Origin of the sequence: Rhodovulum sp. ES.010, assembly GCF_900142935.1 — a bacterium.
GTDB lineage: Bacteria > Pseudomonadota > Alphaproteobacteria > Rhodobacterales > Rhodobacteraceae > Rhodovulum.
Genome location: NZ_FSRS01000001.1, coordinates 735350 through 760639, shown reverse-complemented (window position 1 = coordinate 760639; position 25290 = coordinate 735350). Strand labels below are relative to the sequence as shown.

The 25290-nt window shown below is 66.6% G+C and carries 25 protein-coding genes and 1 tRNA gene; 9 read left to right on the top strand and 17 right to left on the bottom strand.

The features are described 5' to 3' along the window. The first annotated feature begins 5 nt into the window (after positions 1 to 5). Complete coding sequence (locus BUR28_RS03830; RefSeq protein ID WP_074218918.1) at positions 6 to 605, top strand: nucleotidyltransferase family protein; 600 nt, start codon at positions 6 to 8, stop codon at positions 603 to 605. Positions 606 to 622: 17 nt separating this feature from the next. On the opposite strand, the gene BUR28_RS03825 is transcribed toward BUR28_RS03830, so the two are convergent. After that, positions 623 to 1057 (bottom strand): hypothetical protein, encoded by a 435-nt coding sequence (locus BUR28_RS03825; protein WP_074218917.1) that lies wholly within the window; start codon positions 1055 to 1057, stop codon positions 623 to 625. A gap of 866 nt (positions 1058 to 1923) precedes the next feature. Next, a tRNA-Leu gene (locus tag BUR28_RS03815) sits at positions 1924 to 2007 on the bottom strand. A gap of 146 nt (positions 2008 to 2153) precedes the next feature. On the opposite strand from BUR28_RS03815, the gene BUR28_RS03810 reads away from it, so the two are divergent. Next, the gene (locus BUR28_RS03810; RefSeq protein WP_074218915.1) at positions 2154 to 2732 is read left to right on the top strand and encodes a YqaA family protein; all 579 of its coding nucleotides are present in this window, start codon (positions 2154 to 2156) and stop codon (positions 2730 to 2732) included. Next, the gene (locus tag BUR28_RS03805; RefSeq protein WP_074218914.1) at positions 2729 to 3211 is read left to right on the top strand and encodes a disulfide bond formation protein B; all 483 of its coding nucleotides are present in this window, start codon (positions 2729 to 2731) and stop codon (positions 3209 to 3211) included. Before BUR28_RS03810 ends, BUR28_RS03805 begins: the two co-directional genes overlap by 4 nt. On the opposite strand, the gene BUR28_RS03800 is transcribed toward BUR28_RS03805, so the two are convergent. Both BUR28_RS03800 and BUR28_RS03795 read right to left on the bottom strand, forming a co-directional pair. Then, positions 3208 to 3477, bottom strand: a complete 270-nt coding sequence (locus tag BUR28_RS03800) for an usg protein (RefSeq protein ID WP_074218913.1) — start codon at positions 3475 to 3477, stop codon at positions 3208 to 3210. The genes BUR28_RS03805 and BUR28_RS03800 overlap by 4 nt on opposite strands. Positions 3478 to 3572: 95 nt before the next feature. Continuing rightward, positions 3573 to 4762, bottom strand: a protein-coding gene (locus BUR28_RS03795) for an IS3 family transposase (RefSeq protein WP_139307446.1) whose coding sequence is annotated in 2 segments (ribosomal slippage) — positions 3573 to 4510 and positions 4510 to 4762 — 1191 coding nt in all. Because the reading frame shifts where the segments join, the coding sequence is not laid out codon by codon here. Positions 4763 to 4946: 184 nt separating this feature from the next. Here BUR28_RS03795 and gyrA point away from each other — a divergent pair. The 4 genes from gyrA to gluQRS all read left to right on the top strand — a co-directional run bounded on the left by gyrA (position 4947) and on the right by gluQRS (position 10720). Continuing rightward, complete coding sequence (gene gyrA / locus BUR28_RS03785) at positions 4947 to 7697, top strand: DNA gyrase subunit A (RefSeq protein WP_074218912.1); 2751 nt, start codon at positions 4947 to 4949, stop codon at positions 7695 to 7697. A gap of 287 nt (positions 7698 to 7984) precedes the next feature. Next, a complete protein-coding gene (locus tag BUR28_RS03780; protein WP_074218911.1) occupies positions 7985 to 8482 on the top strand; it encodes a hypothetical protein in 498 nt (165 codons plus the stop codon). Between the two features lie 41 nt (positions 8483 to 8523). Continuing rightward, a complete protein-coding gene (trmFO, locus tag BUR28_RS03775; RefSeq protein ID WP_074218910.1) occupies positions 8524 to 9864 on the top strand; it encodes a methylenetetrahydrofolate--tRNA-(uracil(54)-C(5))-methyltransferase (FADH(2)-oxidizing) TrmFO in 1341 nt (446 codons plus the stop codon). Beyond that, on the top strand, positions 9857 to 10720 hold the full coding sequence (gene gluQRS / locus BUR28_RS03770; RefSeq protein ID WP_074218909.1) for a tRNA glutamyl-Q(34) synthetase GluQRS: 864 nt from the start codon (positions 9857 to 9859) through the stop codon (positions 10718 to 10720). Before trmFO ends, gluQRS begins: the two co-directional genes overlap by 8 nt. On the opposite strand, the gene hisI is transcribed toward gluQRS, so the two are convergent. Next, positions 10717 to 11073, bottom strand: coding sequence for a phosphoribosyl-AMP cyclohydrolase (gene hisI, locus BUR28_RS03765; RefSeq protein ID WP_074218908.1), 357 nt, complete (start codon positions 11071 to 11073; stop codon positions 10717 to 10719). The two genes, gluQRS and hisI, sit on opposite strands and share 4 nt — an antisense overlap. Positions 11074 to 11141: 68 nt before the next feature. Here hisI and BUR28_RS03760 point away from each other — a divergent pair, with 68 nt between their 5' ends. Next, positions 11142 to 11594: an iron-sulfur cluster assembly scaffold protein gene (locus tag BUR28_RS03760; protein WP_074218907.1), complete on the top strand. Its 453-nt coding sequence runs from the start codon at positions 11142 to 11144 to the stop codon at positions 11592 to 11594. Between the two features lie 126 nt (positions 11595 to 11720). Here BUR28_RS03760 and BUR28_RS20690 read toward each other — a convergent pair whose 3' ends face one another. The 5 genes from BUR28_RS20690 to BUR28_RS03740 all read right to left on the bottom strand — a co-directional run bounded on the left by BUR28_RS20690 (position 11721) and on the right by BUR28_RS03740 (position 17373). Beyond that, positions 11721 to 11843, bottom strand: coding sequence for a hypothetical protein (locus tag BUR28_RS20690; protein ID WP_256370871.1), 123 nt, complete (start codon positions 11841 to 11843; stop codon positions 11721 to 11723). A 105-nt stretch (positions 11844 to 11948) separates the two neighbouring features. Then, complete coding sequence (gene recG, locus BUR28_RS03755; protein ID WP_074218906.1) at positions 11949 to 14039, bottom strand: ATP-dependent DNA helicase RecG; 2091 nt, start codon at positions 14037 to 14039, stop codon at positions 11949 to 11951. Further along, positions 14036 to 16159 (bottom strand): NAD-dependent DNA ligase LigA, encoded by a 2124-nt coding sequence (ligA, locus tag BUR28_RS03750; protein WP_074218905.1) that lies wholly within the window; start codon positions 16157 to 16159, stop codon positions 14036 to 14038. Before ligA ends, recG begins: the two co-directional genes overlap by 4 nt. An 89-nt stretch (positions 16160 to 16248) precedes the next feature. Beyond that, on the bottom strand, positions 16249 to 16965 hold the full coding sequence (ctrA, locus tag BUR28_RS03745) for a response regulator transcription factor CtrA (RefSeq protein ID WP_074218904.1): 717 nt from the start codon (positions 16963 to 16965) through the stop codon (positions 16249 to 16251). A 129-nt stretch (positions 16966 to 17094) separates the two neighbouring features. Further along, positions 17095 to 17373: a CtrA inhibitor SciP gene (locus tag BUR28_RS03740; RefSeq protein WP_074218903.1), complete on the bottom strand. Its 279-nt coding sequence runs from the start codon at positions 17371 to 17373 to the stop codon at positions 17095 to 17097. Positions 17374 to 17497: 124 nt separating this feature from the next. Between BUR28_RS03740 and mnmA the strand changes: the two genes are divergently transcribed. Next, positions 17498 to 18646, top strand: a complete 1149-nt coding sequence (mnmA, locus tag BUR28_RS03735) for a tRNA 2-thiouridine(34) synthase MnmA (protein WP_074218902.1) — start codon at positions 17498 to 17500, stop codon at positions 18644 to 18646. Positions 18647 to 18713: 67 nt separating this feature from the next. On the opposite strand, the gene lpxB is transcribed toward mnmA, so the two are convergent. From lpxB to BUR28_RS19845, 7 genes are all read right to left on the bottom strand, one after another. Then, complete coding sequence (lpxB, locus tag BUR28_RS03730; RefSeq protein WP_074221501.1) at positions 18714 to 19868, bottom strand: lipid-A-disaccharide synthase; 1155 nt, start codon at positions 19866 to 19868, stop codon at positions 18714 to 18716. Continuing rightward, positions 19865 to 20686 (bottom strand): LpxI family protein, encoded by an 822-nt coding sequence (locus BUR28_RS03725; RefSeq protein ID WP_254813680.1) that lies wholly within the window; start codon positions 20684 to 20686, stop codon positions 19865 to 19867. The genes lpxB and BUR28_RS03725 overlap by 4 nt, the downstream gene beginning before the upstream one ends. 11 nt (positions 20687 to 20697) lie before the next feature. Next, the gene (gene lpxA / locus BUR28_RS03720) at positions 20698 to 21495 is read right to left on the bottom strand and encodes an acyl-ACP--UDP-N-acetylglucosamine O-acyltransferase (RefSeq protein WP_074218900.1); all 798 of its coding nucleotides are present in this window, start codon (positions 21493 to 21495) and stop codon (positions 20698 to 20700) included. Between the two features lie 5 nt (positions 21496 to 21500). Beyond that, a complete protein-coding gene (gene fabZ / locus BUR28_RS03715; RefSeq protein WP_074218899.1) occupies positions 21501 to 21962 on the bottom strand; it encodes a 3-hydroxyacyl-ACP dehydratase FabZ in 462 nt (153 codons plus the stop codon). Between the two features lie 84 nt (positions 21963 to 22046). After that, complete coding sequence (locus tag BUR28_RS03710; protein ID WP_074218898.1) at positions 22047 to 22637, bottom strand: OmpH/Skp family outer membrane protein; 591 nt, start codon at positions 22635 to 22637, stop codon at positions 22047 to 22049. A gap of 4 nt (positions 22638 to 22641) precedes the next feature. Beyond that, positions 22642 to 24960, bottom strand: a complete 2319-nt coding sequence (gene bamA, locus BUR28_RS03705; protein WP_074221500.1) for an outer membrane protein assembly factor BamA — start codon at positions 24958 to 24960, stop codon at positions 22642 to 22644. A gap of 150 nt (positions 24961 to 25110) precedes the next feature. Continuing rightward, positions 25111 to 25248: a hypothetical protein gene (locus BUR28_RS19845; protein ID WP_175566858.1), complete on the bottom strand. Its 138-nt coding sequence runs from the start codon at positions 25246 to 25248 to the stop codon at positions 25111 to 25113. Between the last annotated feature and the right edge of the window lie 42 nt (positions 25249 to 25290).

Sequence of the window (25290 nt, the reverse complement as noted above, 5' to 3'; positions counted from 1 at the left end):
GCGGCATGGGTGAGGTGCTGATCTTGGTGCCTGCCGCCGGGGCGTCGTCCCGGATGCGCGGGCGCGACAAGCTCCTTGAACCGGTCGAGGGCGAGGCGCTGCTGCGAAGGCAGGTGCGGGCAGCGTCGGCGACGGGCGCGCCTGTGCTGGTGACGCTGCCCAAGGGCGCCGGGGGGCCGCGTGCCGAGGTGCTGGAAGGCATTTCCCGGCTGCGGTTTCTCTGGATCGACGCGGCCGAGGGCATGGCCGCCTCGTTGCGTGCCGGAGCCGCGGCGGCGCGCAAGGCGCGCGCGGAAGGGCTGATGGTGCACCTGCCCGACATGCCTGATCTCACCGGGGCGGATCTGGCGCGCTTGCTTGCGGCCTTCGCTGTGGCGCCGGAGACCCCCCTGCGCGCCGGCAGCGAGGATGGGCGCCCCGGCCACCCGGTGGTCTTCCCGGCGCGGCTCTTCTCGCGCCTCGCCGAGGTCTCAGGCGATACCGGCGGGCGCGCCGCGCTCTCGGGCGAGAGTCCGCGGCTTGTGGCCCTTCCGGGGGACCGCGCGCTGACCGATCTCGACACGCCCGACGCCTGGGCCGACTGGCGCGCCCGTATCGGCCGCTAGGTCGCGACCGGCAGCAGCTAGTCCAGCGCGCCCACGACGCGCATCTGCCGTGCGTAGAGGAAGAAGACAAGCGCCATCCCGGTAGCTCCGGCCATCATCGTGACGCCGAAGGCCCCGGCGACCGCGCCGAGCGGAGGGGTGGCAAAGCCGATGAGCCAGCCCGCGCAGCCCAGCATCGCAAGGGCGGCGAGTCCCAGCACCCATGCCGCGGCGCCGACCCGAAGGAACAGCAGGATCGCGCCCAGAAGGCCGCCCCAGACCGCGAGCGCCCAGGCCGCGTCGACGGCGGCGGGCAGCGCGGTAAAATATGCCGCCTGGCTTTGGGTGAAAATTTGCAGGTAGGGGGCCGCGCCGTATTGCGTCATGACATAATCGGCCGAGCCCGCAAGGTTCCACAGAACCGCAAGGATCGCCACCGGCATCAGGTGCCATGTCTCGGTCTCTTCGGACATCGCCGCTCCCTTCCCGTGTCGGATACGGCGTTCAGCAGACCCCAGGCCGGTGCGCCTGTCCAGACGGCGCGACGCCTCAGGGGGAGTAGCCGATGCGCGAGCCAGCGCCCGTCTCAATCCCGCTTCCGCGTTGCCAAGTCGAGCGCGCTGCCGCGCCATGTGCGCGCCGATGCGCCCCTTTGGACGCGAAGGTGCCCCACAAAGGCAGCGCAATTATCGGCGATGACGCGGGGCAACCGAGGTAATTTCGGCACGAGCAGGGCTACAGGGCAAAACCGGGATAGCCGGGTACCCGCTGGCGCCGGGCATGGCACGATTGTTTTCCTTCCGAGCCGGGCTGTTGCCTTTGCGGGGACATTCCCGGCGTCATGCGCGCCTGCTTCGCCGTCCGGTCGGCGATGTCGGTATCCGCCTCTGGGGCATCGCCGCCCCAAAAACGCGCTGATCCGGCCGAGCCGGCGGCCTCGGCTGCGCTGCAACGATTGACGGCGGGCCAACAGCTCCGGTGTGAGGTCCAGGGCGTCGATCCATACCGTCGAATCGTCGCCCGCTGCGACTTGCCTGACGGCACCGACATCGCGTGCGAGATGGTCGCCCAGGGCCACGCCCTGACGATCAGTGACAGTGCACCCGACCGGTGCTGTTGTCCATGTGGCAGCACTGGCCCGGGGGCGAACTCTTTCGGCACCCTCCGCCATGGGCGTCCGCGATCTGAGGAAGGACAAGAGCTGCGCCAAATGCGGCCGCAACGACCGCGAAGAACAGAACATGACCGGAACGTGAAAGTGGGAACGGCATTGGGACCCCCTCTAACTCAAGAGGCCGAAACCGGCCGCACCAGGACGTTTCCAGCCCTGTCTTCAATGTGGTGCCCGAGGTCGGACTCGAACCGACACGCCTTGCGGCGGGGGATTTTGAATCCCCTGCGTCTACCATTCCGCCACTCGGGCCCAGGGTTTCGCATAGCGCGGGCCCGCGGCGTGGTCAATCGCGCGTCGTCCGGAGTTGGTAGACTCCTGCACCTCTGGTGCGAAGGCTTGACGACGCGCCCGGCCCGTGGCTTCTGGGGCGCGACTGCCACCATGGGTCCCTTGCCATGCTTCGCCGCCTCTATGACTGGACCCTGTCTCTGGCCGACCACCGACACGCGCTGCCTGCGCTGTTCCTCGTGGCGTTCGTCGAAAGCTCAGTCTTTCCGATTCCGCCCGATTTGCTGATGATCCCGATGATCCTGGCCCGCCCCGATCGGGCCTGGCTGATCGCTGCCACCGCGATGGTGGGCTCGGTGCTCGGTGGGCTTGCGGGATACGCGATCGGCTGGGGGCTTTATGAAAGCGTCGGCGAACCGGTGCTGAGATTCTATGGAAAGGACGTCTATTTCGACCAGTTCGCCGCCACCTACAACGACTACGGCGCCTGGGCGGTGCTTGTCGCGGGCATCACGCCCTTCCCCTACAAGGTGATCACGATCCTATCGGGCTCCACCGGGCTGAACCTTGGGGTCTTCATGGTGGCAAGCGTCATCGCGCGGGGCTTTCGTTTCTTCGTGGTCGCCGCGCTGCTTTGGAAGTTCGGAACGCCCATTCGTGCCTTCATCGAGAAATACCTCGGCTTGCTCTTCACTCTTTTCGTCATCCTCCTGATCGCTGGCTTCTACCTGGTGAGATTCCTGTGAGACCGACTCGAAACGACGCGCTTTTCCTGGCCGCCGCCGCATCGCTCGCAATCCTGCTGGCGGGCTACTGGTTCCAGTATGTCGTGGGGCTTGCGCCCTGCAAGCTGTGCCTCTGGCAGCGCTGGCCGCACCTGATCGCGCCTGTCCTGGGCATGGGGGCACTTGCGGTGGGCGGGCGGATGCTGCCGCTGGCGGGCGCGGTCACGATGGCGGTCTCGGCGGGGCTTGGCCTATATCACACCGGGGTTGAGCGGAAATGGTGGCCGGGGCCGTCGTCCTGCTCTGGCGACGTGGCGGGGTTCCGCGGGATGACGCCCGAGCAATTGCTCGACCCGACTCAGGTTTCACCGGTGGTGCTCTGCGACCAAGTGCAGTGGAGCCTTTTCGGCCTGTCGATGGCAAGCTACAACGCCCTGTTGTCTCTGGCGCTGTGTGCGTTTTGGCTGTGGGGATATGCGCTGAGCCGCACCACGCACTAGTGCAGCGTGAACTCACCCACCACGTTTTGCCATTCACCGGGCGCGATCATCTTGCGATGGGTGAAGCGCACGGAATGTAGCGGGCCCTCGATTTCGTCCTGCCAGAACTCGATGAACTTGAACAGCCGCGGATGGTCGGGCGCCAAGTCGTAGTCCTGCCAGATGAAACTGTTCAGAACGCTCTGGTAGTCGGGTATTCGGTAGAAGAACTCGGCTGTGGTCAGGCCGTAGCCCTTGAGCATCAACTCGGTCTCGGAATGCTGCACGTTTCGAACCTCCTGCTTGCGTCACCTCTTCGATGATGCCGCAAGACGGTTCATTTTCAATAAAAACAGAATGTTGGTGACCTGCCACTGATCTTTCATCCAGCCGCGACCGGAGCCCGGTTGGTGTTTACGCCAAATGGCGCGGGTTGAGCAATCGCCCGACGCGCGGAGCTCTCATCTCGCGCAGCGGGTCGGGCGATTGCGGTGGTCAGGGTCTGCGCGTAGTCAGCCGGGGTCTGATAGCCCAAGGCCGAATGGGGGCGCTCGGTGTTGTAGTCGGCGACCCAGGCGGCGATCAGGTCGCGGGCATGGGCGAGGTTACGAAACAGCGTCTCGTTCAAGAACTCGTCCCGCATCCGGCCGTTGAAGCTCTCGACAAAGCCATTCTGCATCGGCTTGCCCGGCGCGATGTAGTGCCATTCGATCCGGTTCTCGGCGCACCACTTCAGGATCGCGTTCGAGGTCAGTTCCGTCCCGTTGTCCGACACGATCATTCCCGGCTTGCCGCGACGTTCGATCAGCGCCGTCAGCTCCCGCGCGACGCGCCGGCCGGAGATCGACGTGTCCGGGATCGCGGCGAGGCATTCGCGCGTGACGTCATCGACGATGTTCAGCACCCGGAACCGCCGCCCGCACGCGAACTGGTCATGGACGAAATCCAGTGACCAACGGGCATTTGCGCGCGCCTCGACCAGGATCGGGGCGCGGGTGCCGATGGCCTTGCGCCGCGCGCGCCGCTTGCGGACGGTCAGCCCTTCCTCGCGGTAAAGCCGGTAGATACGGTTGATCCCCGAGGGCTCGCCCTCCCGCCGGAGCAGGACGAAGAGCCGCCGGTAGCCGAACCGCCGACGCTCGTTGGCAAGCTCCCGCAATCGGCCGCGCAGTTCCGTGTCGGGTGCGCGTTGCGACCGGTAGCGGATCGTCTTCCGATCCGCGCCGGCAATCTGGCACGCCCGTCGTTCCGACAGCCCGAACCGGGCCTTCAGATGCGCGACCGCCTCGCGCTTCACGACGGGCGTCACCACTTTTTTGAAACCAGCTCGCGCATCGCGGCCAGATCCAGCATCTGCTCCGCCAGCAGCTTCTTCAACTTGGCGTTCTCGTCCTCGAGCGCCTTCAGCCGTTTGGCCTCTGACACCGTCATGCCGCCGTATTTGGCTTTCCAGTTGTAGAACGTCCCCTCCGACATGCCGTGCTTGCGGCACAGATCGGCACACTTCGCCCCGGCCTCATGCTCGGCCAGGATGCCGATAATCTGCTCTTCGCTGTATCTCGTTCGCTTCATTGTCCGTCCCCTCCTTGGGTCGGACTCTAATCGCAGGTGGAGGAAAAATCCCGTGGCAGGTCATTGGCACTCCCGTGCGCCGGCTGACAGCGCGGCGGCGGCTCGCCCATTGCACCCAATATGAAGGTTCTGATAAAGTACGCTCAACAACATATAGCGCCAAGTCGAGAAGGCGAACCAGCACGTGAGCGATACGCCAGAACCCCCTGAAAACGAAGACGAAAACGGTGCAGGCGGCGGCTCGGGACGGCCGCTTCACGCCGGCCCGACCATCGCGATCGAAGAGGAGATGCAGAAATCCTACCTCGATTACGCGATGAGCGTGATCGTCTCCCGCGCGATCCCCGACCTGCGCGATGGCCTAAAACCTGTGCACCGCAGAATCCTCTATGCGATGCACGAGACCGGAAACTCCTACGACAAGCCCTACCGGAAATCCGCCCGCCCCGTCGGCGACGTGATGGGGAAATACCACCCGCACGGCGATTCAGCGATCTACGACGCGCTGGTGCGGATGGCGCAGGATTTCTCGATGTCGCTGCCGCTGCTCGACGGTCAGGGCAATTTCGGCTCGATGGACGGCGACAACCCCGCGGCCATGCGCTATACCGAGGTGCGCATGGCCAAGGCGGCACAGGCGCTTCTGACCGATATCGACAAGGATACGGTCGATTTCCAGGACAACTACGACGGCAAGGACCTGGAGCCCACGGTCCTGCCCGCGCGCTTTCCGAACATGCTGGTCAACGGTGCGGGCGGCATCGCGGTGGGCATGGCGACGAACATCCCGCCGCACAACCTCGGCGAGGTGGTGGATGCCACGCTGGCGCTGATCGAGGATCCGGACCTCTCGACCGAACAGCTGATGGAGTATGTTCCGGCCCCGGATTTCCCCACCGGCGGCATGATCCTCGGCCGGTCGGGTGCGCGCAAGGCCTATCTCGAAGGGCGCGGTTCGGTCATCATCCGCGCGAAGACGCGGATCGAGGAGATCCGCAAGGACCGCTATGCCGTCGTGCTGGACGAGATCCCGTATCAGGTGAACAAGTCGTCGATGATCGAGAAGATCGCCGAGGCCGCGCGTGACAAGAAGATCGAGGGCATCGCCCACGTTCAGGACGAATCCGATCGGGTCGGCGTGCGCGTGGTGGTCGAGCTGAAGCGCGACGCGACGCCGGATGTGGTGCTGAACCAGCTGTTCCGTTTCACGCCGATGCAGACCTCCTTCGGCTGCAACATGCTGGCGCTGAACGGGGGGCGCCCGGAAACCCTGACGCTCAGGAAATTCCTCACCGCCTTCATAGACTTCCGCGAGGAGGTCGTGGCGCGGCGCACGGCCTACGAGCTGCGAAAGGCGCGCGAGCGCAGCCACATCCTGTGCGGTCTCGCCGTGGCGGTGTCGAACGTGGACGAGGTGGTGGCCACGATCCGCGCCTCGGCCGATGCCGCCGAGGCGCGCGAGAAGCTGATGCAACGGCGCTGGCCCGCCGAGGACATCGCCGATTACATCCGGCTGATCGACGATCCGACCCACACCATGAACGAGGACGGGAGCTACCACCTGTCCGAGACGCAGGCCCGCGCGATCCTCGATCTGCGGCTGCAACGCCTGACCCAGATCGGCGTCAAGGAAGTCACCGACGAGCTCGAAGAGCTGGCGGCCAAGATAAAGGATTACCTCGATATTCTCCGCTCGCGCGAGCGGATCATGGCGATCATCTCGAACGAGCTGCGCGAGGTGCGCGAGCAGTTCGCCGTCCCCCGCCGCACCGAGATCGCCGACTGGGCCGGCGACATGGAGGACGAGGACCTCATCGAGCGCGAGGACATGGTCGTGACGGTCACCCAGTCCGGCTATATCAAGCGCACGCCGCTGGCCGAATTCCGCGCGCAGCGCCGCGGCGGCAAGGGTCTGTCGGGCATGCAGACCAAGGAAGAGGACGTGGTCACCACGCTCTTCGTAGCAAATACCCACACGCCGCTTCTGGTCTTCACCACCGACGGGATGGTCTACAAGCTGAAATGCTGGCGCCTGCCGCAGGGCGGGCGCACCTCCAAGGGCAAGGCGATCGTCAACATCCTGCCGATCGCCGGGGGCGTCTCGATCGCCGCGATCATGCCGGTGGACCGGCCCGAGGACGAATGGTCGGACCTGCAGATCGTCTTCGCCACCACCGAGGGCGACGTTCGGCGCAACCAGCTTAGCGATTTCACCAACGTCATGCGCAACGGCAAGATCGCGATGGACCTGCCCGAAGGGGTCAGCCTCGTGAACGCCCGCATCGCGACCGAAGAAGACGACGTGATGCTGGTGACCGCGATCGGCCGCGCAATCCGGTTTCGAACCACCGATGTCCGCGTCTTCAAGGGACGGAAATCGACCGGCGTGCGCGGCATCCGGCTGGCCGGCGGCGACCACGTCGTGTCGATGGCGGTGATCCGCCATTTCGAGGCCACGGCCGAAGAGCGCACCGCCTTCCTCAAGCAGCGCCGCCTGATGGCCGGGCTCACCGAGGAGGAGGAGACCGACGAGGACGACGAGGCCGTGGCCGGCGGCCAGCTTTCGCCCGAGCGTTACGCCGAGATGTCGGCGGCCGAGGATCTGATCCTGACGATTACGACCGGCGGCACCGGCAAGCTGTCGTCCAGCCACGACTACCCCGTTCGCGGTCGCGGCGGACAGGGGGTCCAGGCCATAGACAAGGGGCTGCGCGGCGGGCCGCTCGTGGCCTCCTTCCCGGTCGAGATCGATGACCAGATCATGCTGGTGACCTCGACCGGCCAGTCGATCCGCTGCCCGGTCGAGGATATCTCGTTCCGCTCGCGCAGTGCCGGCGGGGTCCGGGTGTTCAAGACGGCCCCCGGCGAAGAGGTCGTATCGGTCGCTTGGATCGCCGAGCAGCCCGAGGACGAGACGGCGCCGGACGGCGCGTGATGACAGCCACGGCGCGCAGTGCTGCGTCCGCGACCGCGGCTCGAAGGCCGGGCAAATGGTCTGCCGTTAAGCCGGCGTATACGCTGTGCTCAGAAAACCGGGGAGCGCGCCACCTTTCCGCCAAGTTTCGGCACTCGGGTCAATATTAGGTCAACTTCCGGCCGGAATCCTCTGGAAAACTGAACGACCAACGCCTCCGGATTGCAACCGAAGGGAGTGCCGCTGCCATGTCTGCTCCTCCATCGCGCGCGCGACCGGCCTCGTCCCGCCTTCAGGCCACGGCGCGCATGCTGATCGCTTCCTATTTCATCGCGAACGCGATGGGCCTCGTGGTGTCGCCCGAGGGAATCGTCGTAATGCCGCCGCCGGAAACCGGGACCGTGGCGTCCTGGGCCGGCGGCGTCGTGATCTGGCTGCTTGGGGCCGCTTTGTTCGCCGGCCGCATGGTGCGCCCCGCGGCGATGGTGATCGGGTTTCACACGCTCGGCACGGCGCTCTGGAGCGATGCGGGCGCGTTCGAGACAGGGTTGCTCACCGGCCAGATGTGGACACAATTGGCGATGACCGCCGCGCTGGCCGCTATTGCGCTGTCGGCCCATCGTGAAGCGACCGGCGGGACGCGCCCGGCCCCTGCGCCGATGCGCAATCAGCCGACTCGCGTCGCCGAGGCGGAGGCCGCCGCCTCGCGTCACCGTCTTGAACTCGCCGCGGCGCGGGCGACGCTCGCCGACATCCAGTCCAGTGACATCGGCCTTGCGCCCACTCCGATCCGCCGGTCGGCCTGACGCCCCTTTTCTTCCCCTGCCTCCGTGGCTAGATCGGGGCCATGTCACAGAAGCTCCATATCGTCGGCGGCGGGATGGCAGGCTCCGAGGCCGCCTGGCAGGCGGCCCAAGCCGGTATCGAGGTGGTGATCCACGAGATGCGCCCCGAAACCGGCACCTTTGCCCACCGCACCGAGAAACTGGGCGAGATGGTGTGCTCCAACTCCTTCCGCTCCGACGATGACGAGCAGAACGCGGTGGGCCTTTTGCATTGGGAAATGCGGACGGCCGGGGGGCTGATCATGGCGATGGCAGATGCGCACCGCCTGCCCGCGGGCGGCGCGCTTGCCGTCGACCGCGACGCCTTTGCCGCCGCCGTCACCAAGAGCTTGCTTGAGCATCCGAAGATCTCTGTCGAACGCTCTGAAATCGCGTCGCTTCCCGGCGACGGCCACTGGATCGTCGCAACCGGCCCGCTGACCTCCGATGCGCTCGGCCACGCGATCAGGTCCGAGACCGGGACCGAAGCGCTCGCCTTCTTCGACGCGATCGCGCCCATCGTATATGCCGACAGCGTGGACATGTCGACGGCGTGGTTCCAGTCCCGCTACGACAAGGGCGAGACCGCGGAGGAGCGCACCGCCTACCTCAACTGCCCGATGGATCGCGCCGAATACGAGGCGTTCATCGACGGGCTTCTGGCGGCCGACAAGACCGAATTCCACGAGGGCGAGACCGCTGGCTATTTCGACGGGTGCCTGCCGATCGAGGTGATGGCCGAACGAGGCCGGGAAACCCTGCGCCACGGGCCGATGAAGCCCGTGGGCCTGACCAACCTGCATGCGCCGGATGTCAAACCCCACGCGGTGGTGCAGCTGCGCCGGGACAACGCGCTGGGCACGCTCTACAATATCGTCGGCTTCCAGACAAAGATGAAGTACGGGGCGCAAGCTGATGTTTTTCGGATGATTCCCGGATTAGGGCAGGCCCGTTTCGCACGCTTGGGCGGCATCCATCGCAACACGTTCCTGAATGCGCCGTCTCTGCTCGACGCGCAGCTTCGGCTGAAATCGCGGCCGCATATCCGCTTCGCGGGCCAGATCACCGGGGTCGAGGGCTACGTGGAGTCGGCGGCGATGGGGCTGCTTGCCGGGCGGCTCGCGGCGGCGGAGTTGCAGGGGCGCCGGCTGCCGTCGGTACCGCCGACGACCGCGACCGGCGCGCTGCTCACCCACATCACCGGCGGGGCCGAGGCCAAGACGTTCCAGCCGATGAACGTCAATTTCGGACTGTTCCCGCCCGTCGAGGGGCTAAAGGTCGGCCGGCGGGGCCGGCGCGACCGCTACAGGGCCTATACGGACCGGGCAAAAACCGACTGGGCCGCCTGGCTGCGGCATGGCTGAGCGACCGCGCCGCACGCGCTTTGCCCCCTCGCCGACCGGGCCGCTGCATTTGGGCCACGCGTTTTCGGCGATCACTGCCTGGGAACGCGCCCGCGCGACGGGCGGCGAGATGCTATTGCGGATCGAGGATATCGACACGGCCCGCTGCAAGCCCGACTGGGAGGCACTTATCTTGGAGGACCTCGCCTGGCTGGGACTCGACTGGCCGCGCCCGGTGCTGCGCCAATCGGCGCGCCTGCCGGCCTATGGCGCGGCGCTCGACCGGCTGGCTGCCATGGGCCTGACCTACCCATGCGCGTGCCGCCGTGGCGATATCCGCGCCGCGCTGTCTGCGCCCCAGGCCGGCGACCCGGTGCGCGGGCCTGACGGGCTGGTCTATCCCGGCACCTGCCGCGGTCGTCCGATGGCCGAGGCCGGCCCCGATGACGCGATACGGCTGGACATGGCACGGGTCGTCGCCCTGCTCGACCCATTGCCGGGTTTCACCGAAACGGGGCCCGTTATCCTGGGCAACCACGAACTCGACGCCGTCACGCTGCTCGACGGCGTGGGCGATGTGGTGCTCGCGCGGCGTAATATCGGTACCTCCTATCACATGGCTGTGGTGGTGGACGACGCGTTCCAATGCATCACCGAGGTCGTGCGCGGCGAGGACCTGTTCGATTCCACGCAAATTCATGTTGTATTGCAGTCGCTTCTCGGCCTGCGCTCCCCTGCCTATCACCACCACCGCCTGATCGCCGACGATACCGGCAAGCGCCTAGCCAAGCGCGACGATGCCCGCGCCATCGCCAGGTATCGCGAGGAGGGCGCGACGCCCGAGGACATCCGCCGGATTGTGGGTCTGCCCGCCTAGGCCATGGGCGCCATAATCTCGATCTCTTCGCCGTCCCGCACGGCGGTGTAGAAGCAACTGCGCCGGTTGGTGTGGCAGGCCGGGCCGGCCTGGTCGACGATCAAAAGAAGACAATCCCGGTCGCAGTCCACCCGCATTTCGACCAGACGCTGGATATGCCCGCTGGTCTCGCCCTTGATCCACAACCCTTGGCGCGACCGCGACCAGTAGGTAACGCGCCCCGTTTCCAGCGTGCGCGACACCGCCTCGGCGTTCATCCACGCCATCATCAGCACCGCGCCGGTTTCGTCCTGGGCGATGGCGGGGATCAGCCCGGCCTCGTTGTAGCGCAGGCTTGACGGGTCGAAAGACATCGGCAGAACTCCTTTGAAAACCGCACGGCGCCGGTTATCTATGCCAGACGCGGGCAAAAGGAAACGCAATGACCGCCGACACCGACCTGATCAAGCTTTACTCGCAACGCATTCTCGCGCTCGCGACCGATATCCCGTATATGGAACGGCTCGACGCGCCTATGGCCAGTGCCCGCAAGCGCTCGCCGCTCTGCGGTTCCACCGTCAGCGTGGATCTCGATGTCGAGGACGGACGGATCACCCGGTTCGGCCAAGACGTCAAGGCCTGCGCGTTGGGTCAGGCCGCGGCTGCGGTGGTCGGCGCCAATGTCATTGGCCGCACCCGCGACGAGGTGGAGCGCGCCCACGACCAACTCAAGGCGATGCTCAAGGACAACGGCCCGCCGCCCGAACTGCCCTTCGACGGGCTGGAGGTGCTGGCGCCGGCGCGCGACTACAAGAACCGGCACGCGTCGATCATGCTCGCGCTTGAGGCCACTCTCGAAGCCTTCGACGCTGCCGAAGCCACTGCCTGCGCCTGACAAAAAAACCGCCGCGCTCCGGGTCGGGAGGCGGCGGGAGGCAAGCGGTCCGTGCGTCGGATCTGGAAGAGGCAGGTTCCCTTACCCCCAAGGCGGGGCGTGGCGCACAGACAGCGGGCAGTGTCCTCAGAGAAGCCCCGGCAGGTGCAGCCCTCCGAACAGGATCACCATCAGCGCGGCGGCGCCGAGCGCGTCCTGCCAGAGCGTGGACTGGGCGCGGACTAGGGCGGCGGACAGCTCTTTCAGCATCGGGGCGTCTCTCCGTGGCTATGTGTTGCCGCTTTGTTCTCATCTTTTGGTCATGCTGTAAAGAACTTTTTAAGAACATACGCGAACGCACGCGGAATCTGGGCGTTAACCGATCTTGATGAGGCGAATTGCGCGGTCCTGTTCCATCAGCCAAAGCAGCACCCTTGCGGCCGTGCCGCGCTCCGTTTCCAGCCCCGGATCGTCTGCCATGAGCTTGCGCGCATCGCTTTGCGCCAGCGCCATCAACGCCGATTGTCGCTCCAGGTCGGCGATCCGGAACCGAGGCAGGCCCGATTGTGCCGTCCCGATCAGGTCGCCGGCCCCGCGCATCGCCAGATCCTCCTCGGCGATGCGGAACCCGTCCTCGGTTTCGCGCAGGGTCTCAAGTCGGCGCCTTGCGCCCTCGCCCAGCGGTGGCTGGTACATCAACAGGCAGGTCGAGGCGGCGGCACCACGCCCCACCCGGCCGCGCAGCTGGTGCAGCTGCGCCAGCCCGAACCACTCGGCGCGCTCGATCACCATGATCGAGGCGTTGGGCACGTCAACGCCCACCTCGATCACCGTGGTCGCGACCAAGACCGACGTTTCGCCCTGCTGGAATCGCGCCATTGCCGCGTCCTTCTCTGTTGGCGGCATCTGGCCATGAACCAGCCCGACCGTGCGTTCGCCAAGTGCCGCCCTCAGCCGCTTGAACCGCTCTTCCGCCGCGGTCAGGTCCGAGACCTCGGATTCCTCGACCAGCGGACAGACCCAGTAGGCCTGCCGGCCTTGAGCGATAGCGCCGCGCAGATGCTCCACCACCTCGTCCATTCGCCCGGCCGAGACCAGCGCGGTCTTGATCGGCGTCCGCCCGGGGGGCTTTTCGTCTAGGACCGACACATCCATGTCGCCATAGGTCGCCAGCGCCAGTGACCGCGGGATCGGCGTCGCCGTCATAACCAGCACGTCCGCCCCCTGCCCCTTGGCGCTGAGCTCCATCCGCTGCGCGACGCCGAACCGGTGTTGCTCGTCCACGATCGCAAGGCGCAGCTCTTGGAAGGCGACGTCCGGCTGGAACAGCGCATGCGTGCCCACCAGCACCTGGATATGCCCCGCCGCGAGTGCCGCAAGCTTGGCGCGCCGCTCGGCCCCCTTGTCGCGGCCGGTAAGGATTTCCAGTACCACGCCCGCTTCCTCGGCCAGCGGGCGCAGGTTGTCCAGGTGCTGGCGGGCGAGGATTTCCGTGGGCGCCATCATGACGCCCTGCCCGCCCGCCTCGACGGCAACGAGCAGCGCCATGAACGCCACCAGCGTCTTGCCCGCGCCGACATCGCCCTGCAGCAGCCGTGTCATCCGGGTCTCTGCGCCCATGTCGGCGGCGATCTCGTCGAGCGCGCGGGCCTGCGCCCCGGTCGGCGTGTAGGGCAGCGCGGCCAGTACCTTTCGGCGCAGCCGCCCGTCGCCGGTGGTTACCCGCCCTTTGCCCCGGCGGACCGAGGCCCGGGCGAGTGCCAGCGTCAACTGATGGGCGAACAACTCGTCATAGGCCAGCCGCTGGCGTGCGGGCGCGGTGGCGGCCAACTCGCGGTGGCCGAGCGGGGCGTGGGCGGTGCGCAGCGCGGCGGCCCAGCCTGGCCAGCCCTCGCGGGCCCTTAGGGCGGGGTCGATCCACTCGGGCAGGTCCGGCAGCCGGTCGAGTGCTGACTGAACCGCCTTGCTCATCTGCTTGAGGTTGACCCCAGCTGTCAGCGGATACACCGGCTCGAAATCGGGGATCGCCTCGGCCTCGTCGGCAGGTAGGACGTGGTCGGGATGCACGATCTGGATCATCCCGTCGAAATGCTCGACCTTTCCGGATACGACGCGGCGCGCGCCCTCTGGCAGAAGCTTGCGCAGGTAATCCCCACGGGCATGGAAGAACACCAGCGTGAAGGCGGTTTCGGTGTCCTGCACCTGCACCCTGTATGGCCGGCCCCGAGACCGCGGCGGCTCGTGGCGCAGCACGGCGATCTCGACAGTAGCGACCTCGCCTGCGGGCACGTCGCGCAAGGAGGCGCGGCGGCGGCGGTCGACGCCCGCGTGGGGCAGCGTGAAGACCAGGTCGCGGGGTTTCGCGATGTCGAGCTGGGCCAGCAGCTTCGCGGTCTTGGGGCCGACGCCCTCGAGCCCCTCGAGATCGCCGAAGAGCGGAAACAGGATATCGGGCCGGCCGCTCATCGGCCCCCGACGAGATCCAGCCAAGCATCTTCGTCGAGTGTCTCGATGCCGAGCTCGGCGGCCTTCTTGGCTTTCGATCCCGCTCCGGGCCCGGCCACCACCAGATCGGTCTTTTTCGAGACCGAGCCCGAGACCTTGGCCCCCAAGGCCTCGGCCCGCGCTTTGGCCTCGGCCCGTGTCATCTTCTCCAGCGTGCCGGTGAAGACGACGGTTTTGCCGGCCACCGGGCTATCGACCTGGCCGCGGGGCTGAGCCGGTTCCACGCTCAGATGCGCCACCAGCCGGTCGATGGACGCACGCTCGGCCTCTTGCTGAAAGGCGGTCACGAGGCTTTCGGCCATCACCCGGCCAACTCCGTCAATGCCCAGTAGGTAATCCCAGTCGGGCCCCTCGTCCACTCTCGCGTTGGTCATCGCGGTCTCGAACGCTTCCCAGGTCTGATACGTGCGGGCCAGAAGGTCTGCATTGACCTCGCCCACATGCCGGATGCCGAGCGCGTAAATCAGCCGGTCGAGCGGGATCGTGCGACGCGCGTCGATCGCGGCGAAGAGATTGGCGGCGGATTTATCGCCCCAGCCCTCGCGGTTCTTCAGCTTGCTGAGATTTTGCCCGTCGCGCTCTTCCAGCGTGAAGATGTCGGCGGGCTCGCGGACCCGCAGGCTGTCGTCCCGGTAGAACATCTCGATCTGCTTGGCGCCCAGCCCCTCGATGTCGAAGGCGCCGCGGCTGACGAAATGCTTGAGGCGTTCGACAGCCTGCGCCGGGCAGATCAGCCCGCCGGTGCAACGGCGGACGGAATCGCCCTCTTCCCGGATCGCCTCCGACCCGCATTCGGGGCAGGTGGTCGGAAAGGCGTAAGGGGCCGCCCGCTCGGGGCGTTTCGACAGGTCGACATCCGCCACCTTTGGGATCACGTCGCCCGCGCGGTAGACCTGCACCCAATCGCCCTCTCGGATATCCTTGCCGTCGCGGATTGGGTTGCCGCTTGCATCGCGGCCGGCGATGTAATCCTCGTTGTGTAGCGTCGCGTTCGAGACGACGACGCCGCCGACCGTGACCGGGTGCAGCCGCGCGACCGGCGACAGCGCGCCGGTGCGGCCGACCTGGATCTCGATCTTCTCCAGCCGGGTCCAGGCGAGTTCGGCGGGAAACTTGTGGGCGAGCGCCCAGCGTGGCGTGGTCGAGCGGAAGCCCAGCCGCGCCTGCAGGGCGAGATCGTCGACCTTGTAGACCACGCCGTCGATGTCGTAGCCGAGGGTCGACCGGGCCTGCTCGATCTCGGCATAATGCGCGAGCATTTCGTCGGGGCCGTCGCAGAGCCGGGTCAGCGGGCTGATACGAAAGCCCAGTGCAGCCAAGCGGTCGAGCGCGTCCATCTGGGTCTTTGCAAGCGGATCGGATAACACGCCCCAGCCATAGGCGAAAAAGCGCAGTGGTCGGGCGGCCGTGATCTTCGGGTCGAGTTGGCGCAGCGAACCCGCGGCGGCGTTACGCGGGTTGGCGAAGGTCTTGTCCCCGGCCTCGGCCTGGCGGGCGTTCAGCGCTTCGAAATCCGCGTGCGCCATGTAGACCTCGCCACGGACCTCGAGGATTTCGGGCGCGCCCTCAAGCGTCTCGGGAATGTCGTCTATGGTGCGGGCGTTGCGGGTGACGTTCTCGCCGGTTTCACCATCGCCGCGTGTCGCGGCCTGCGCCAGCCGCCCCATCTCGTAACGCAGGCTGAGCGACAGCCCGTCGATCTTGGGCTCCGCGGTGTAACGCAGCGGGGCCTCGGCGCCGAGGCCCAGGTAGCGCCGGATCCGGGCGTCGAACTCCGCGATCTCGTCAGCTTCGAAGGCGTTTCCCAGCGAGAGCATCCGGCGTTCGTGACGGACCTTGGCAAAGCCTTCGGCGGGGGGCGCCCCGACCCGTTCGGAGGGGCTGTCAGCGCGCTTGAGCGCGGGAAACCGCGCCTCGATCTCGGCATTGCGCCGCTTCAGCGCGTCATAATCGGCGTCCGAAATCTCGGGCGCGTCCTTGCGATGATAGGCCTCGTCGGCGCGGGTGATCTGTCGCGCCAGCCGGGCGAGTTCGGCCCAGGCCTCATCTTCGCTCAAGTTTTCGACGGGTTGGTCTACCATGTCTCCCCCGTGGCGCTTTCGCGCTCTGTGATAGGGGGGAGTGGCGAGGATTTCCAGCCGGCCGATGTGTCTCGGCCGTGCTTGCTGTCTCAGGCGCCGAGCGCCATGGATCCGGGAAGCTCTTGCTGGGGTTCGGGATCGCGCAGGACGTAGCCCCGGCCCCAGACGGTCTCGATATAGGTTTCGCCGCCGGTGGCCTGTGCCAGCTTCTTGCGCAGCTTGCAAATGAAGACGTCGATGATCTTGAGTTCGGGTTCGTCCATGCCGCCATAGAGATGGTTGAGGAACATTTCCTTGGTGAGCGTCGTGCCCTTGCGCAGGCTCAACAGCTCCAGCATCTGGTATTCCTTGCCGGTCAGGTGAACCGGCTTGCCGTCCACCTCCACGGTCTTGGCGTCGAGATTCACCTCGATCTCGCCTGTGCGGATGATCGACTGCGAATGCCCCTTGGATCGGCGGATGATGGCGTGGATGCGCGCCACCAGTTCTTCCCGGTGGAAGGGTTTGGTCATGTAGTCGTCCGCGCCGAAACCGAAGCCCTTGATCTTGTTGTCGGTGTCCGAGGCGCCGGACAGGATCAGGATCGGCGTTTCGATCCGCGCGAGGCGCAGTTGGCGTAGAACCTCGTGGCCATTCATGTCCGGCAGGTTGAGATCGAGAAGGATCAGGTCGTAGTCGTAGAGTTTCGCCAGATCGATGCCTTCCTCACCCAGATCGGTCGTGTAGACGTTCAGATTTGCGTGAGTCAGCATCAGCTCGATGCTCTTGGCCGTAGTCGGGTCGTCTTCCACGAGAAGGACGCGCATGGTCAGGGTCTCCGCTTAGTCGTCTCAGTCGCCGAACATTTACGATCCTTGACGGACAATGGTTAATTTCGCCTTACCTTAAATTTAACCTTACCATTTACAATTACAGGTTGTCCACCCAAATTCGCGTTATGGTTGTCTCCCGCGTTTCAGAGCGGTCACCTTCAAGCCGTTAACGCCATGTTCGCGAACGGCTTTTTTCCAGCTTTCGAACTCTTCGCGTGACAACGTATACCGTTCCATGGCCTCGGATTCGGAGATCAACCCGGCGGCGACGGCCTTGACCACGGCGGCCTTGCGGCTGGCCACCCATCGATAGGTGTCGACGGGCGGCAGATCGGCACGGGTCATGGTGGTTCCATCCGGTAGCGTGACCGTGCGCGGCCCGTGGATACGTTTGAGAAACATCGGCTCACATCCCTCTTGCGGATGGTCCGAAACTGGCCCGGCTTGCTTAAGAGGGCGTGAAACGCAGGGTTGAGAGTATGTCGCATTTTCCTATATTCCAGCCAGCTTCCCGGAGGATCGACTCATGGCGCTCGATGCGGCGACCCGCCCCCTGAATTCGCTCGGCTTCGCAAAGCCCGAAGCCGAGACGCGCGTGCTCGTCGCCATGTCGGGCGGTGTCGACAGCTCGGTCGTCGCCGCGCAACTGGCCGAAGAAGGCTATGACGTGGTGGGAATCACGCTCCAGCTTTACGATCACGGCGCGGCGCTGGCGAAAAAGGGCGCCTGCTGCGCCGGGCGGGACATCCACGACGCCCGCCGCGTGGCCGAACGCGTGGGCTTTCCGCATTACGTGCTGGATTACGAAAACGCGTTTCGCGAGGCGGTGATCGAAGAGTTCGCGGAGTCCTACCTTGCCGGCGCGACGCCGGTGCCCTGCATTCGCTGCAACGAGCGGGTGAAATTTCGAGACCTGCTGGAAACCGCGAAGGATCTGGATGCCGATTGCATGGCGACCGGGCATTACATCCGCCGCATGGCGGGGCCGAACGGGGCAGAACTGCATTGCGCGGCAGACCCGACCCGCGACCAGTCGTATTTTCTGTTTTCCACCACGCGCCACCAGCTCGACTACCTGCGATTCCCGTTGGGAGGGCTGCCCGACAAGGCGGCGACCCGCGCGCTGGCGGCGAAATACGGGCTGCCCGTGGCGGACAAGCCCGACAGCCAGGACATCTGCTTCGTGCCCGAGGGCAACTATGCCAGCGTCATCGAGAAGCTGCGCCCCGGCGCGGCGGAGCCGGGCGAGATCGTGCATGCGGATGGCCGGGTGCTGGGCAGCCACGAGGGCGTTATCCACTACACGATCGGCCAGCGCCGCGGACTGGGGATCGGCGGTCTGTCGGAGCCGCTTTACGTGGTGAAGCTGGACGTGGAGACACGTCGCGTGATCGTGGGCCCGAAAGAGATGCTGGCCACCCGCATCGTTCCCGTGCGCGAGGTGAACTGGCTGGGCGACACGCCATTGACCGCCCGACCAGAGTGGCACGTCTCTGTCAAGGTGCGCTCCACCCGCCCGCCGCGCGAGGCGATCCTGCGTCCCGTTTCGGAAACCGAGGCCGAGGTGGAGTTGCTGACCCCCGAGCAAGGGGTGAGCCCCGGCCAGGCCTGCGTTTTCTACGAAACCGGCGGTAGCCGGGTCTTCGGCGGCGGCTGGATCTGGCGCGGGGCATGATGCGCTGCCGCCGGTCGCGAACCTGCGGTCGGCCGCCGAGTGTTCTTGCCAAGCAGAAGACCGACGCTCAGGCCAGACCCTCGAGCACGGCGCGAGCGGCGCGGAAGCCTGGCGGGGCGTCGTGTTCGCCGAGGCGCGCCATGGTGAGACGGGCGGCCTGGGCTTGCGCGGCCCGGGCGGCCGGATCCTCCAGAAGGTGCAGCACCGCGTCGGCGATCGCGCCGGGCCGGCAGGCGGCGCCGAGGAATTCCGGCACCGCGCGGGTTTCGCTGACGATGTTGACCAGCGTCACCGTGTCGAGCCGCAGCATCCGCGCGATGATCCGGCGGCTGAGCCAGTTCATGTCATAAGCGATGACCATGGGCGTGTCATTCGCCGCGAGTTCAAGCGACACCGTGCCCGAGGCCGCAAGCGCGACGTCTGCGGCGGCGAAGGCCGCGCGTTTTTCGGACGCCGGCGCGCCGCGGGGATCGAGGATCACCGGCGCACCGGGCCAGCCGGCGGTCAATCGCGCGACGGAATCGGCCACGGGCGCGGCGGCAGGCACGACCACGCGCGCCTCCGGGTAGCGTAAAAGAACGGGGCGCAGCGACTCCCCGAAGATGGGCGCAAAGCGGCCAACCTCGCCGGCGCGAGAACCGGGCAGCGCGAGGATTAGCGGAGTGTCAGTCGCGATGCCGTGGGCCGCGCGGAAGGCGGCGACCTCGTCGGCGCTTGCCCGCGGTTCGGCCACGACCGGGTGGCCGACGAAATCGCAGCGCATCCCCTCGGCCTCCATGTAGGGCGGCTCGAAGGGCAAGAGCGCGAGCACTTGGTCGATGACTTCGGCCATCTTCGCCGCGCGGTGCGGCCGCCAGGCCCAGACGGTCGGGGCGACGTAGTGGACGGTGCGGATGCGCGAGCGCGCCTTGACCCGGCGTGCGACACGCAGGCAGAAGTCGGGGCTGTCGATGGTGATGAGCGCATCCGGCGACAACCGCACCGCCGCGTCGGCGCATTGCCCGATCCGGCGCATCAGCGCGCGGTAGCGCGGCAGCACCTCTGCAATGCCCATAACCGACAGTTCCTCCATCGGGAACAGGCTGATGAGCCCCGCCTCCTGCATGCGCGGCCCGCCGATCCCGTGGAATTCGACCTCCGGAGCCAATTCTTTCAGCCCTGCCATCAGCGCACCGCCGAGAGCGTCGCCCGAAGGTTCGCCCGCGATGAGGAATAGCCTCATGGCGAGCGCACCCATAGGAACAGGCCGCGCGCGTCGGCGCGCACCACGGTTTCCTGGGGCTCCAGCACCAGCACGCCGCCCGCCTCGACCGCGATTCCGGCAAGACCCGCGCGGGCGGCGGCCTCCACTGTCGCGGGGCCGATAGTCGGCAGATCGACGCGACGGTCTTGCCCAGGTTTCGGCGCTTTGTAGACAACCCCCTTCGCGCCCCCGGGGTCGGGCCGGCAGGCCCCGGCGACCGCCGCAACCCAGGCCAGCATCGCATCCGTGCCCGGGAGCGTCTCGACGGCGAGGCCCAGCCCCTGCGCCACCACGGCCCCCTGCCCCAGATCCGCGGCGCCAAGGGTGGCGACGATGTTCGCCGCCCGTGCGGCATCGTTCTTGTCGGCTGGGGAGGGCTGCGCGCGCGTCGGCACGCCGGGCGGGGGCAACAGGTCGGGTGCGATGGCGTCGGCTCCCACGACTGCGAACCCTTCCTCCTCGATCAGCGCGACAACGGCGCGCAGGGCGGCATCGTCGCCCTGCCCCAACATCGGCAGGATCCGCGGCAACAGCGCCGCGGTCCGGGGATCGATACGTTCGGGGTCGAGCCGCGGCCGGGTGATGGCGCCCGCCATAACCACGCGGTCCACGCCCCGGTCATGAAGCCTCTCGAAAAGCAGCGCGAGGCGTTCCAACGCGAAGGTCTCGACCGGCAGGGCGTCGGGATTCTCCATCTCGGCCCCCTCGACCTGCGCGATCAGGAAGGGCGCATCTTGCGTGGCCAGCGCCCGCGCAAGATGCGTAGGCAGCGCGCCCTTGCCGGCAATGAGGGCCATCCTACCGGCCATCAGCCCGGCGTCAGGAAAGAGCGGTCGGTATCGGCAAGCACGAAATCCACCATCTCGCGGACATGGGCGCTGCTTGCATCCTCCGACAATCGCCGCGCGCGGTCGAGGAAGGTGCCCTCGCCCTGTGCCAGGCTCTGGAACGCCGCCCGGAGTGCCGCGATCTCCTCGCGCGCGACGCCCCGGCGCTTGAGGCCGACGAGGTTCAGCCCGTCAAGGACACCGCGCGGGCCCTGCACGAGGCCGTAGGGGATCACGTCGTTCGTCACCATCGTAACCGCACCGATGATCGCCCCCTGGCCCACGCGCACCCATTGGTGGATGCCCGAAAGCCCGCCGATGATCACCCCGTCGCCGATCACGCAATGGCCCGCCAATGCCGCGTGGTTCGCCATGATGACGCCATTGCCCACCTGCGCGTCGTGGCCCACATGACTGCCGGTCATGAACAGGCAGTCATCGCCCACGCGCGTGAGACCGCCGCCGCCCGCGGTGCCGGTGTTCATCGTCACCCCTTCGCGGATGCGGTTGCGGGCGCCAATGACTAGGCGGGTATCTTCGCCCGCGTATTTCAGGTCCTGCGGGATGTCACCGATATTGGCAAAGGGGAAGATGACGGTGCCCTCGCCGATCTCGGTCAGCCCGGTGACGATGGCATGGCTCTTCACCTCGACGCGGGCGGCCAGCCGCACCTTCGGGCCAACCACCGAGAACGGCCCCACGACCGCTCCGGCACCGATCTCGGCACCGTTCTCGACTAGCGCCGTCGGGTGGATGCGGGCGGAAGGATCAACAACCATACGGCTCAGTCCCCGGGGTTGTCCATCATGGCGGTGAACTCGGCCTCGGCGGCGACCTCGTCGCCGACCATGGCCGCGCCCTCGAATTTCCAGACCTTCGCGCCCTTGCGCTTCACCGTGATGTGCAGTTCCAGCACATCGCCTGGCACCACCTTGCGGCGAAACTTGCATTTGTCGATGGCCATGAAATAGACCAACATCTCGCTGTTCACCATGTCGAGCGAGAGTCCCACCATCACGGCCGCGGTTTGCGCCATCGCCTCGACGACGGTGACGCCCGGCATGATCGGGATGCCGGGGAAATGACCCTGGAAATGCGGCTCGTTCACCGTGACGTTCTTGATCCCCACCGCGCTTTCGTTCGGGACGATCCGCGTCACCCGGTCGATCAACAGGAACGGGTAACGATGCGGGATGATCTTCTGGATGAGCTGGATATCGGCATCCGCTACGGGCGAACTTGTCATCTCGGGGAGCTCCTTGCGCTAGCGAGCCGGGCGCCGCGCGCCCGGCAGAGGCCTAGCAACTCCGCAGGCTGGGGGCAAGCGGCGCTACTCGGCCCCGCCTCCGCTTTCCGGCGGCGCTTCATTGGGTTGCGCAGCTCCGGTGGACAGGCGCGCGTCGATCAACGCAATCGCTTCGTCGGTGATGTCGATCTGCTCCGCCGAGAGGAAGACCGCGCCCCGTTCCAGCACCGCCACCGCGCCGCGCTCGCGCACCAGTTCGGCCAGGAGCGGCAGCACCTCGCGGAAGAATTCCTGCTGGTCGGTCTCGCGGCGCTGAGACAGTGCGCGCGCCTTGGCGTCCTGTTCGCGGCGGATGCGCACCACCTTCTCGTCGAAGGCCTCGGCCAGGGAGCGGAATTCATCGGCCGGCAACTCGGCGCGCCGCTCCGTAAGGTCCCGCTCCTCCGCCGTGAGCTCGGCCTCGATCCGCCGGTTCTCGGCGGCAAGCGCCGCGCTGTCGGCCTCCAACCGCTCCAGCAACGCTTGGCCGGCGCGGCTTTCGGTAAACAGCCGCTCCCGTTCCAGTGTCACGATCGGGCTGCGCAACACCGCACCAGTTTCCTGCGCGGCGGCCATACCCGCCGCCAGCGCCAAGGCGACAAGCGTCGCGGCACCCGTCTGGCGCAGTAGGCGCATTGCCCTAGAACCGGGTCGAGATCGTCAGGTCGAAGTTCTGCTCGCGGTCGTAGTCTTCCTTCTGGAGCGCGTTCGAGAAGTTGAACCGCAACGGGCCGATCGGCGTGTCCCAGAAAACCGACACGCCCACCACCGAGCGCAGGTTGAAACCGTCGTCCACCGCACCCGGACTGTCCAGGTCCCAGACCGAGCCGACATCCGCGAACAGGCCGCCGGTAATACCGTACTCCTCGGGCAAGCCCAACGGGAACTCTGCCTCGAAGCGCGCCACCGCGTACATGTTGCCGCCGAGCGCCTCTTCGTCGGGCGTACCCAGGTCGCGCGGGCCAAGCCCATTGCCCTCGAAGCCACGGATCTTGCCATTCAGGAAATAGCGGTCGATGAGTCGGCTGTCCTCGTTGCCGAGCATCGAAAGCAGGCCGCCTTCAAGTTCCGCCCTGAGGGTAATTTCCTCGTTCCACGCGGTGGTTTGCGCGGCGGCCAGCGCAGTCGTCTCGATGTATTCGATGTCGCCGCCCAAGCCCGCGTAGTCTTGGCTGAACTCCAGCAGGAATCCGGCATTGGGGTTCAGGCCGGTCCGCCGGCTGTCATAGCTGAGCGTGTAGCCGATCTTGGAATAGCTCAGCGCCCCGCGATCGGCGTCCGCCTGTATGATCGGAGAGGCGCCCTCGTAGTTGCGGATATTCCCTTCGCCGAAGGTGTAGCGCAGCTCGAACCGGCTTTGCTCGGAGATCGGGAAGCTCAGCGAAATCGGCGTCACCTCGATAACGCGGGTGTCGTAGAGCGCGTCGAACTGGGCGTCAGTCTCTGCATAGACGGCCGAGAAGCTGTAGCGCACGTCCCGACCCAGGAAAGCGGGCTCGGAGAAGGTGAAGCGCGAAGTCGCATTATCGGTGCCGGTGTCGACCCTGAAACTCAGCAACTGACCGCGGCCCAGGAAGTTCGTCTCGCTGAACGAGATCGCCGCCCCGGCGCCGTCCACCTGTGAATAGCTGAGACCGAATCCTAGCGAGCCGGTGGGCTGTTCCTCGACATCGACATCCACGATCATCTGGTCCGGGGCGCTGCCCTCGCGGGCCGTCACTTCGGCATCGGCAAAGAACCCCAGCGCGCGGATCCGGTCGGCCGCCTCGCGGATTTCGCGGGGGTTGAACGGGTCGCCTTCGACGGTACGGAACTGGCGCCGGATCACCCGGTCGAGCGTCGTCGCGTTGCCCTCGATGTCGATGCGCTCGACGAACATGCGCGGCCCGCGCGTCAGTGCGAATTCCACCCCCAGCGTGAGGTCGCGGTCGTCACGGGTGATCCGCGGGTCCACCCGGACGAAATCGAGCCCCTTCTGGCTTGCGAGGCGCTCCATCCGGGCAATCGTCTGCTCGATGGCGACGGGCGTGTAGGTCTGGCCGGGGCGCATCGCGACGGCACGCTCGAACTCGACCGGGTCGACCGTGTCGAGATCGGAGACCGTGGTGATCTCGCCGAAGCTGAAGCGCTGGCCTTCGCGGATCGTGAAGGTCAGAAGGTAGGCGTCGCGGTTGCGGGTGAGTTCCGGCGCGACCGATAGCACCTGGAAGTCGACGAAGCCGCGCGACAGGTAGAAATCACGCAGCACCTGCTTGTCGAATTCGATGCGGTCGGCGATGAAGGTGTCCGAGGCGATGAACCGGCGCAGCAGGCCCGCCTGCTTGGTCCCGAGCGCGCGGCGCAGGCGCCGCTCGGAGTAGGTGCGATTGCCGACGAAGGAAATCCGCTCAACCTCAACCACCGCGCCCTCGACGATTTCGAACACGAGGTCCACCCGGTTTTCCGAGCGGCGGATGATCTTGGGCGTGACGCTGGCCGCCAGCCGGCCCTGCTGTTCGTAGGCCCCGATGATAACGGCGGCGTCGGCCTCGGCGGCGCTCGGCGAATAGACGCGGCGCGACTGCGACTGAACGATTGCGGCCAGTTCCTCGTCGTTGATCCGGCGGTTGCCCTCGAAGTTGATGCGATTGATCGTGGGGTATTCGGTGACGTTGATCACCAGCACGCCGCCGCGCGGCTGCAATTCCACGAACTCGAACAGGCCACTGTCGAGGATTGCCTGGTAGGCGTCGTTCAGCCGTGCCGCCGACACCGTCTCTCCGCGTGCGATTCCGGCATAGGACACGATCGTGGCGGCATCGACCCGCTCATTGCCGTTCACCTCGACCGACGAAAAGCGATAGGTCTGAGCCTGTGATGCCTGCGGGGACGCCGCGCAAAGAACCGCAAAAGCAAGGAGAATAGATATCGCTATTGCCCGGGCCCGGCCCCGCGCCGTCGTGAGTTCGCGCGCAATCATCCCCATGTCGCCGTCCCGCCCTGACGTTTTATGCTTGGCCTTTTGCTACCGGCTACGACCGGCCTTGTCAAAAGCCTTCGCGCCGCGTCGGGCGGGGGCACCGAGGGCAGGTCCCGGCGGGCGCGTCGCCGCGCCGCCGGCCCGGCCGGGTCACTGGGCCATCAGCCAGGCGCAAAGGCTGAGCGCAATCCCGGTGGCGGCCGGGAAAAGCACACGGTCGCAGCCGAGCTTGAACAACAGGCTCAGCCCACGACAGCCCTCCTGAAGGGTTGTGATCGCTTGGGTCATGGCGACACTCCGTCATAGGCCCCGGGTCATACTGAACAGAAC

Excerpts from the sequence above, each read along its gene's own strand:
- BUR28_RS03760 (WP_074218907.1), top strand. The coding sequence starts at position 11,142 with ATGACCGCCGACACCGACCTGATCAAGCTTTACTCGCAACGCATTCTC.
- BUR28_RS03825 (WP_074218917.1), bottom strand. The coding sequence starts at position 1,057 with ATGTCCGAAGAGACCGAGACATGGCACCTGATGCCGGTGGCGATCCTT.
- recG (WP_074218906.1), bottom strand. The coding sequence starts at position 14,039 with ATGAGCGGCCGGCCCGATATCCTGTTTCCGCTCTTCGGCGATCTCGAG.
- fabZ (WP_074218899.1), bottom strand. The coding sequence starts at position 21,962 with ATGACAAGTTCGCCCGTAGCGGATGCCGATATCCAGCTCATCCAGAAG.
- BUR28_RS03780 (WP_074218911.1), top strand. The coding sequence starts at position 7,985 with ATGCTGATCGCTTCCTATTTCATCGCGAACGCGATGGGCCTCGTGGTG.
- lpxA (WP_074218900.1), bottom strand. The coding sequence starts at position 21,495 with ATGGTTGTTGATCCTTCCGCCCGCATCCACCCGACGGCGCTAGTCGAG.
- BUR28_RS03725 (WP_254813680.1), bottom strand. The coding sequence starts at position 20,686 with ATGGCCCTCATTGCCGGCAAGGGCGCGCTGCCTACGCATCTTGCGCGG.
- hisI (WP_074218908.1), bottom strand. The coding sequence starts at position 11,073 with ATGTCTTTCGACCCGTCAAGCCTGCGCTACAACGAGGCCGGGCTGATC.
- BUR28_RS19845 (WP_175566858.1), bottom strand. The coding sequence starts at position 25,248 with ATGACCCAAGCGATCACAACCCTTCAGGAGGGCTGTCGTGGGCTGAGC.
- ligA (WP_074218905.1), bottom strand. The coding sequence starts at position 16,159 with ATGGTAGACCAACCCGTCGAAAACTTGAGCGAAGATGAGGCCTGGGCC.
- trmFO (WP_074218910.1), top strand. The coding sequence starts at position 8,524 with ATGTCACAGAAGCTCCATATCGTCGGCGGCGGGATGGCAGGCTCCGAG.
- BUR28_RS03810 (WP_074218915.1), top strand. The coding sequence starts at position 2,154 with ATGCTTCGCCGCCTCTATGACTGGACCCTGTCTCTGGCCGACCACCGA.
- lpxB (WP_074221501.1), bottom strand. The coding sequence starts at position 19,868 with ATGAGGCTATTCCTCATCGCGGGCGAACCTTCGGGCGACGCTCTCGGC.
- mnmA (WP_074218902.1), top strand. The coding sequence starts at position 17,498 with ATGGCGCTCGATGCGGCGACCCGCCCCCTGAATTCGCTCGGCTTCGCA.
- BUR28_RS03710 (WP_074218898.1), bottom strand. The coding sequence starts at position 22,637 with ATGCGCCTACTGCGCCAGACGGGTGCCGCGACGCTTGTCGCCTTGGCG.
- gluQRS (WP_074218909.1), top strand. The coding sequence starts at position 9,857 with ATGGCTGAGCGACCGCGCCGCACGCGCTTTGCCCCCTCGCCGACCGGG.
- bamA (WP_074221500.1), bottom strand. The coding sequence starts at position 24,960 with ATGATTGCGCGCGAACTCACGACGGCGCGGGGCCGGGCCCGGGCAATA.
- BUR28_RS03740 (WP_074218903.1), bottom strand. The coding sequence starts at position 17,373 with ATGTTTCTCAAACGTATCCACGGGCCGCGCACGGTCACGCTACCGGAT.
- BUR28_RS03830 (WP_074218918.1), top strand. The coding sequence starts at position 6 with ATGGGTGAGGTGCTGATCTTGGTGCCTGCCGCCGGGGCGTCGTCCCGG.
- BUR28_RS20690 (WP_256370871.1), bottom strand. The coding sequence starts at position 11,843 with ATGCTGAAAGAGCTGTCCGCCGCCCTAGTCCGCGCCCAGTCCACGCTC.
- ctrA (WP_074218904.1), bottom strand. The coding sequence starts at position 16,965 with ATGCGCGTCCTTCTCGTGGAAGACGACCCGACTACGGCCAAGAGCATC.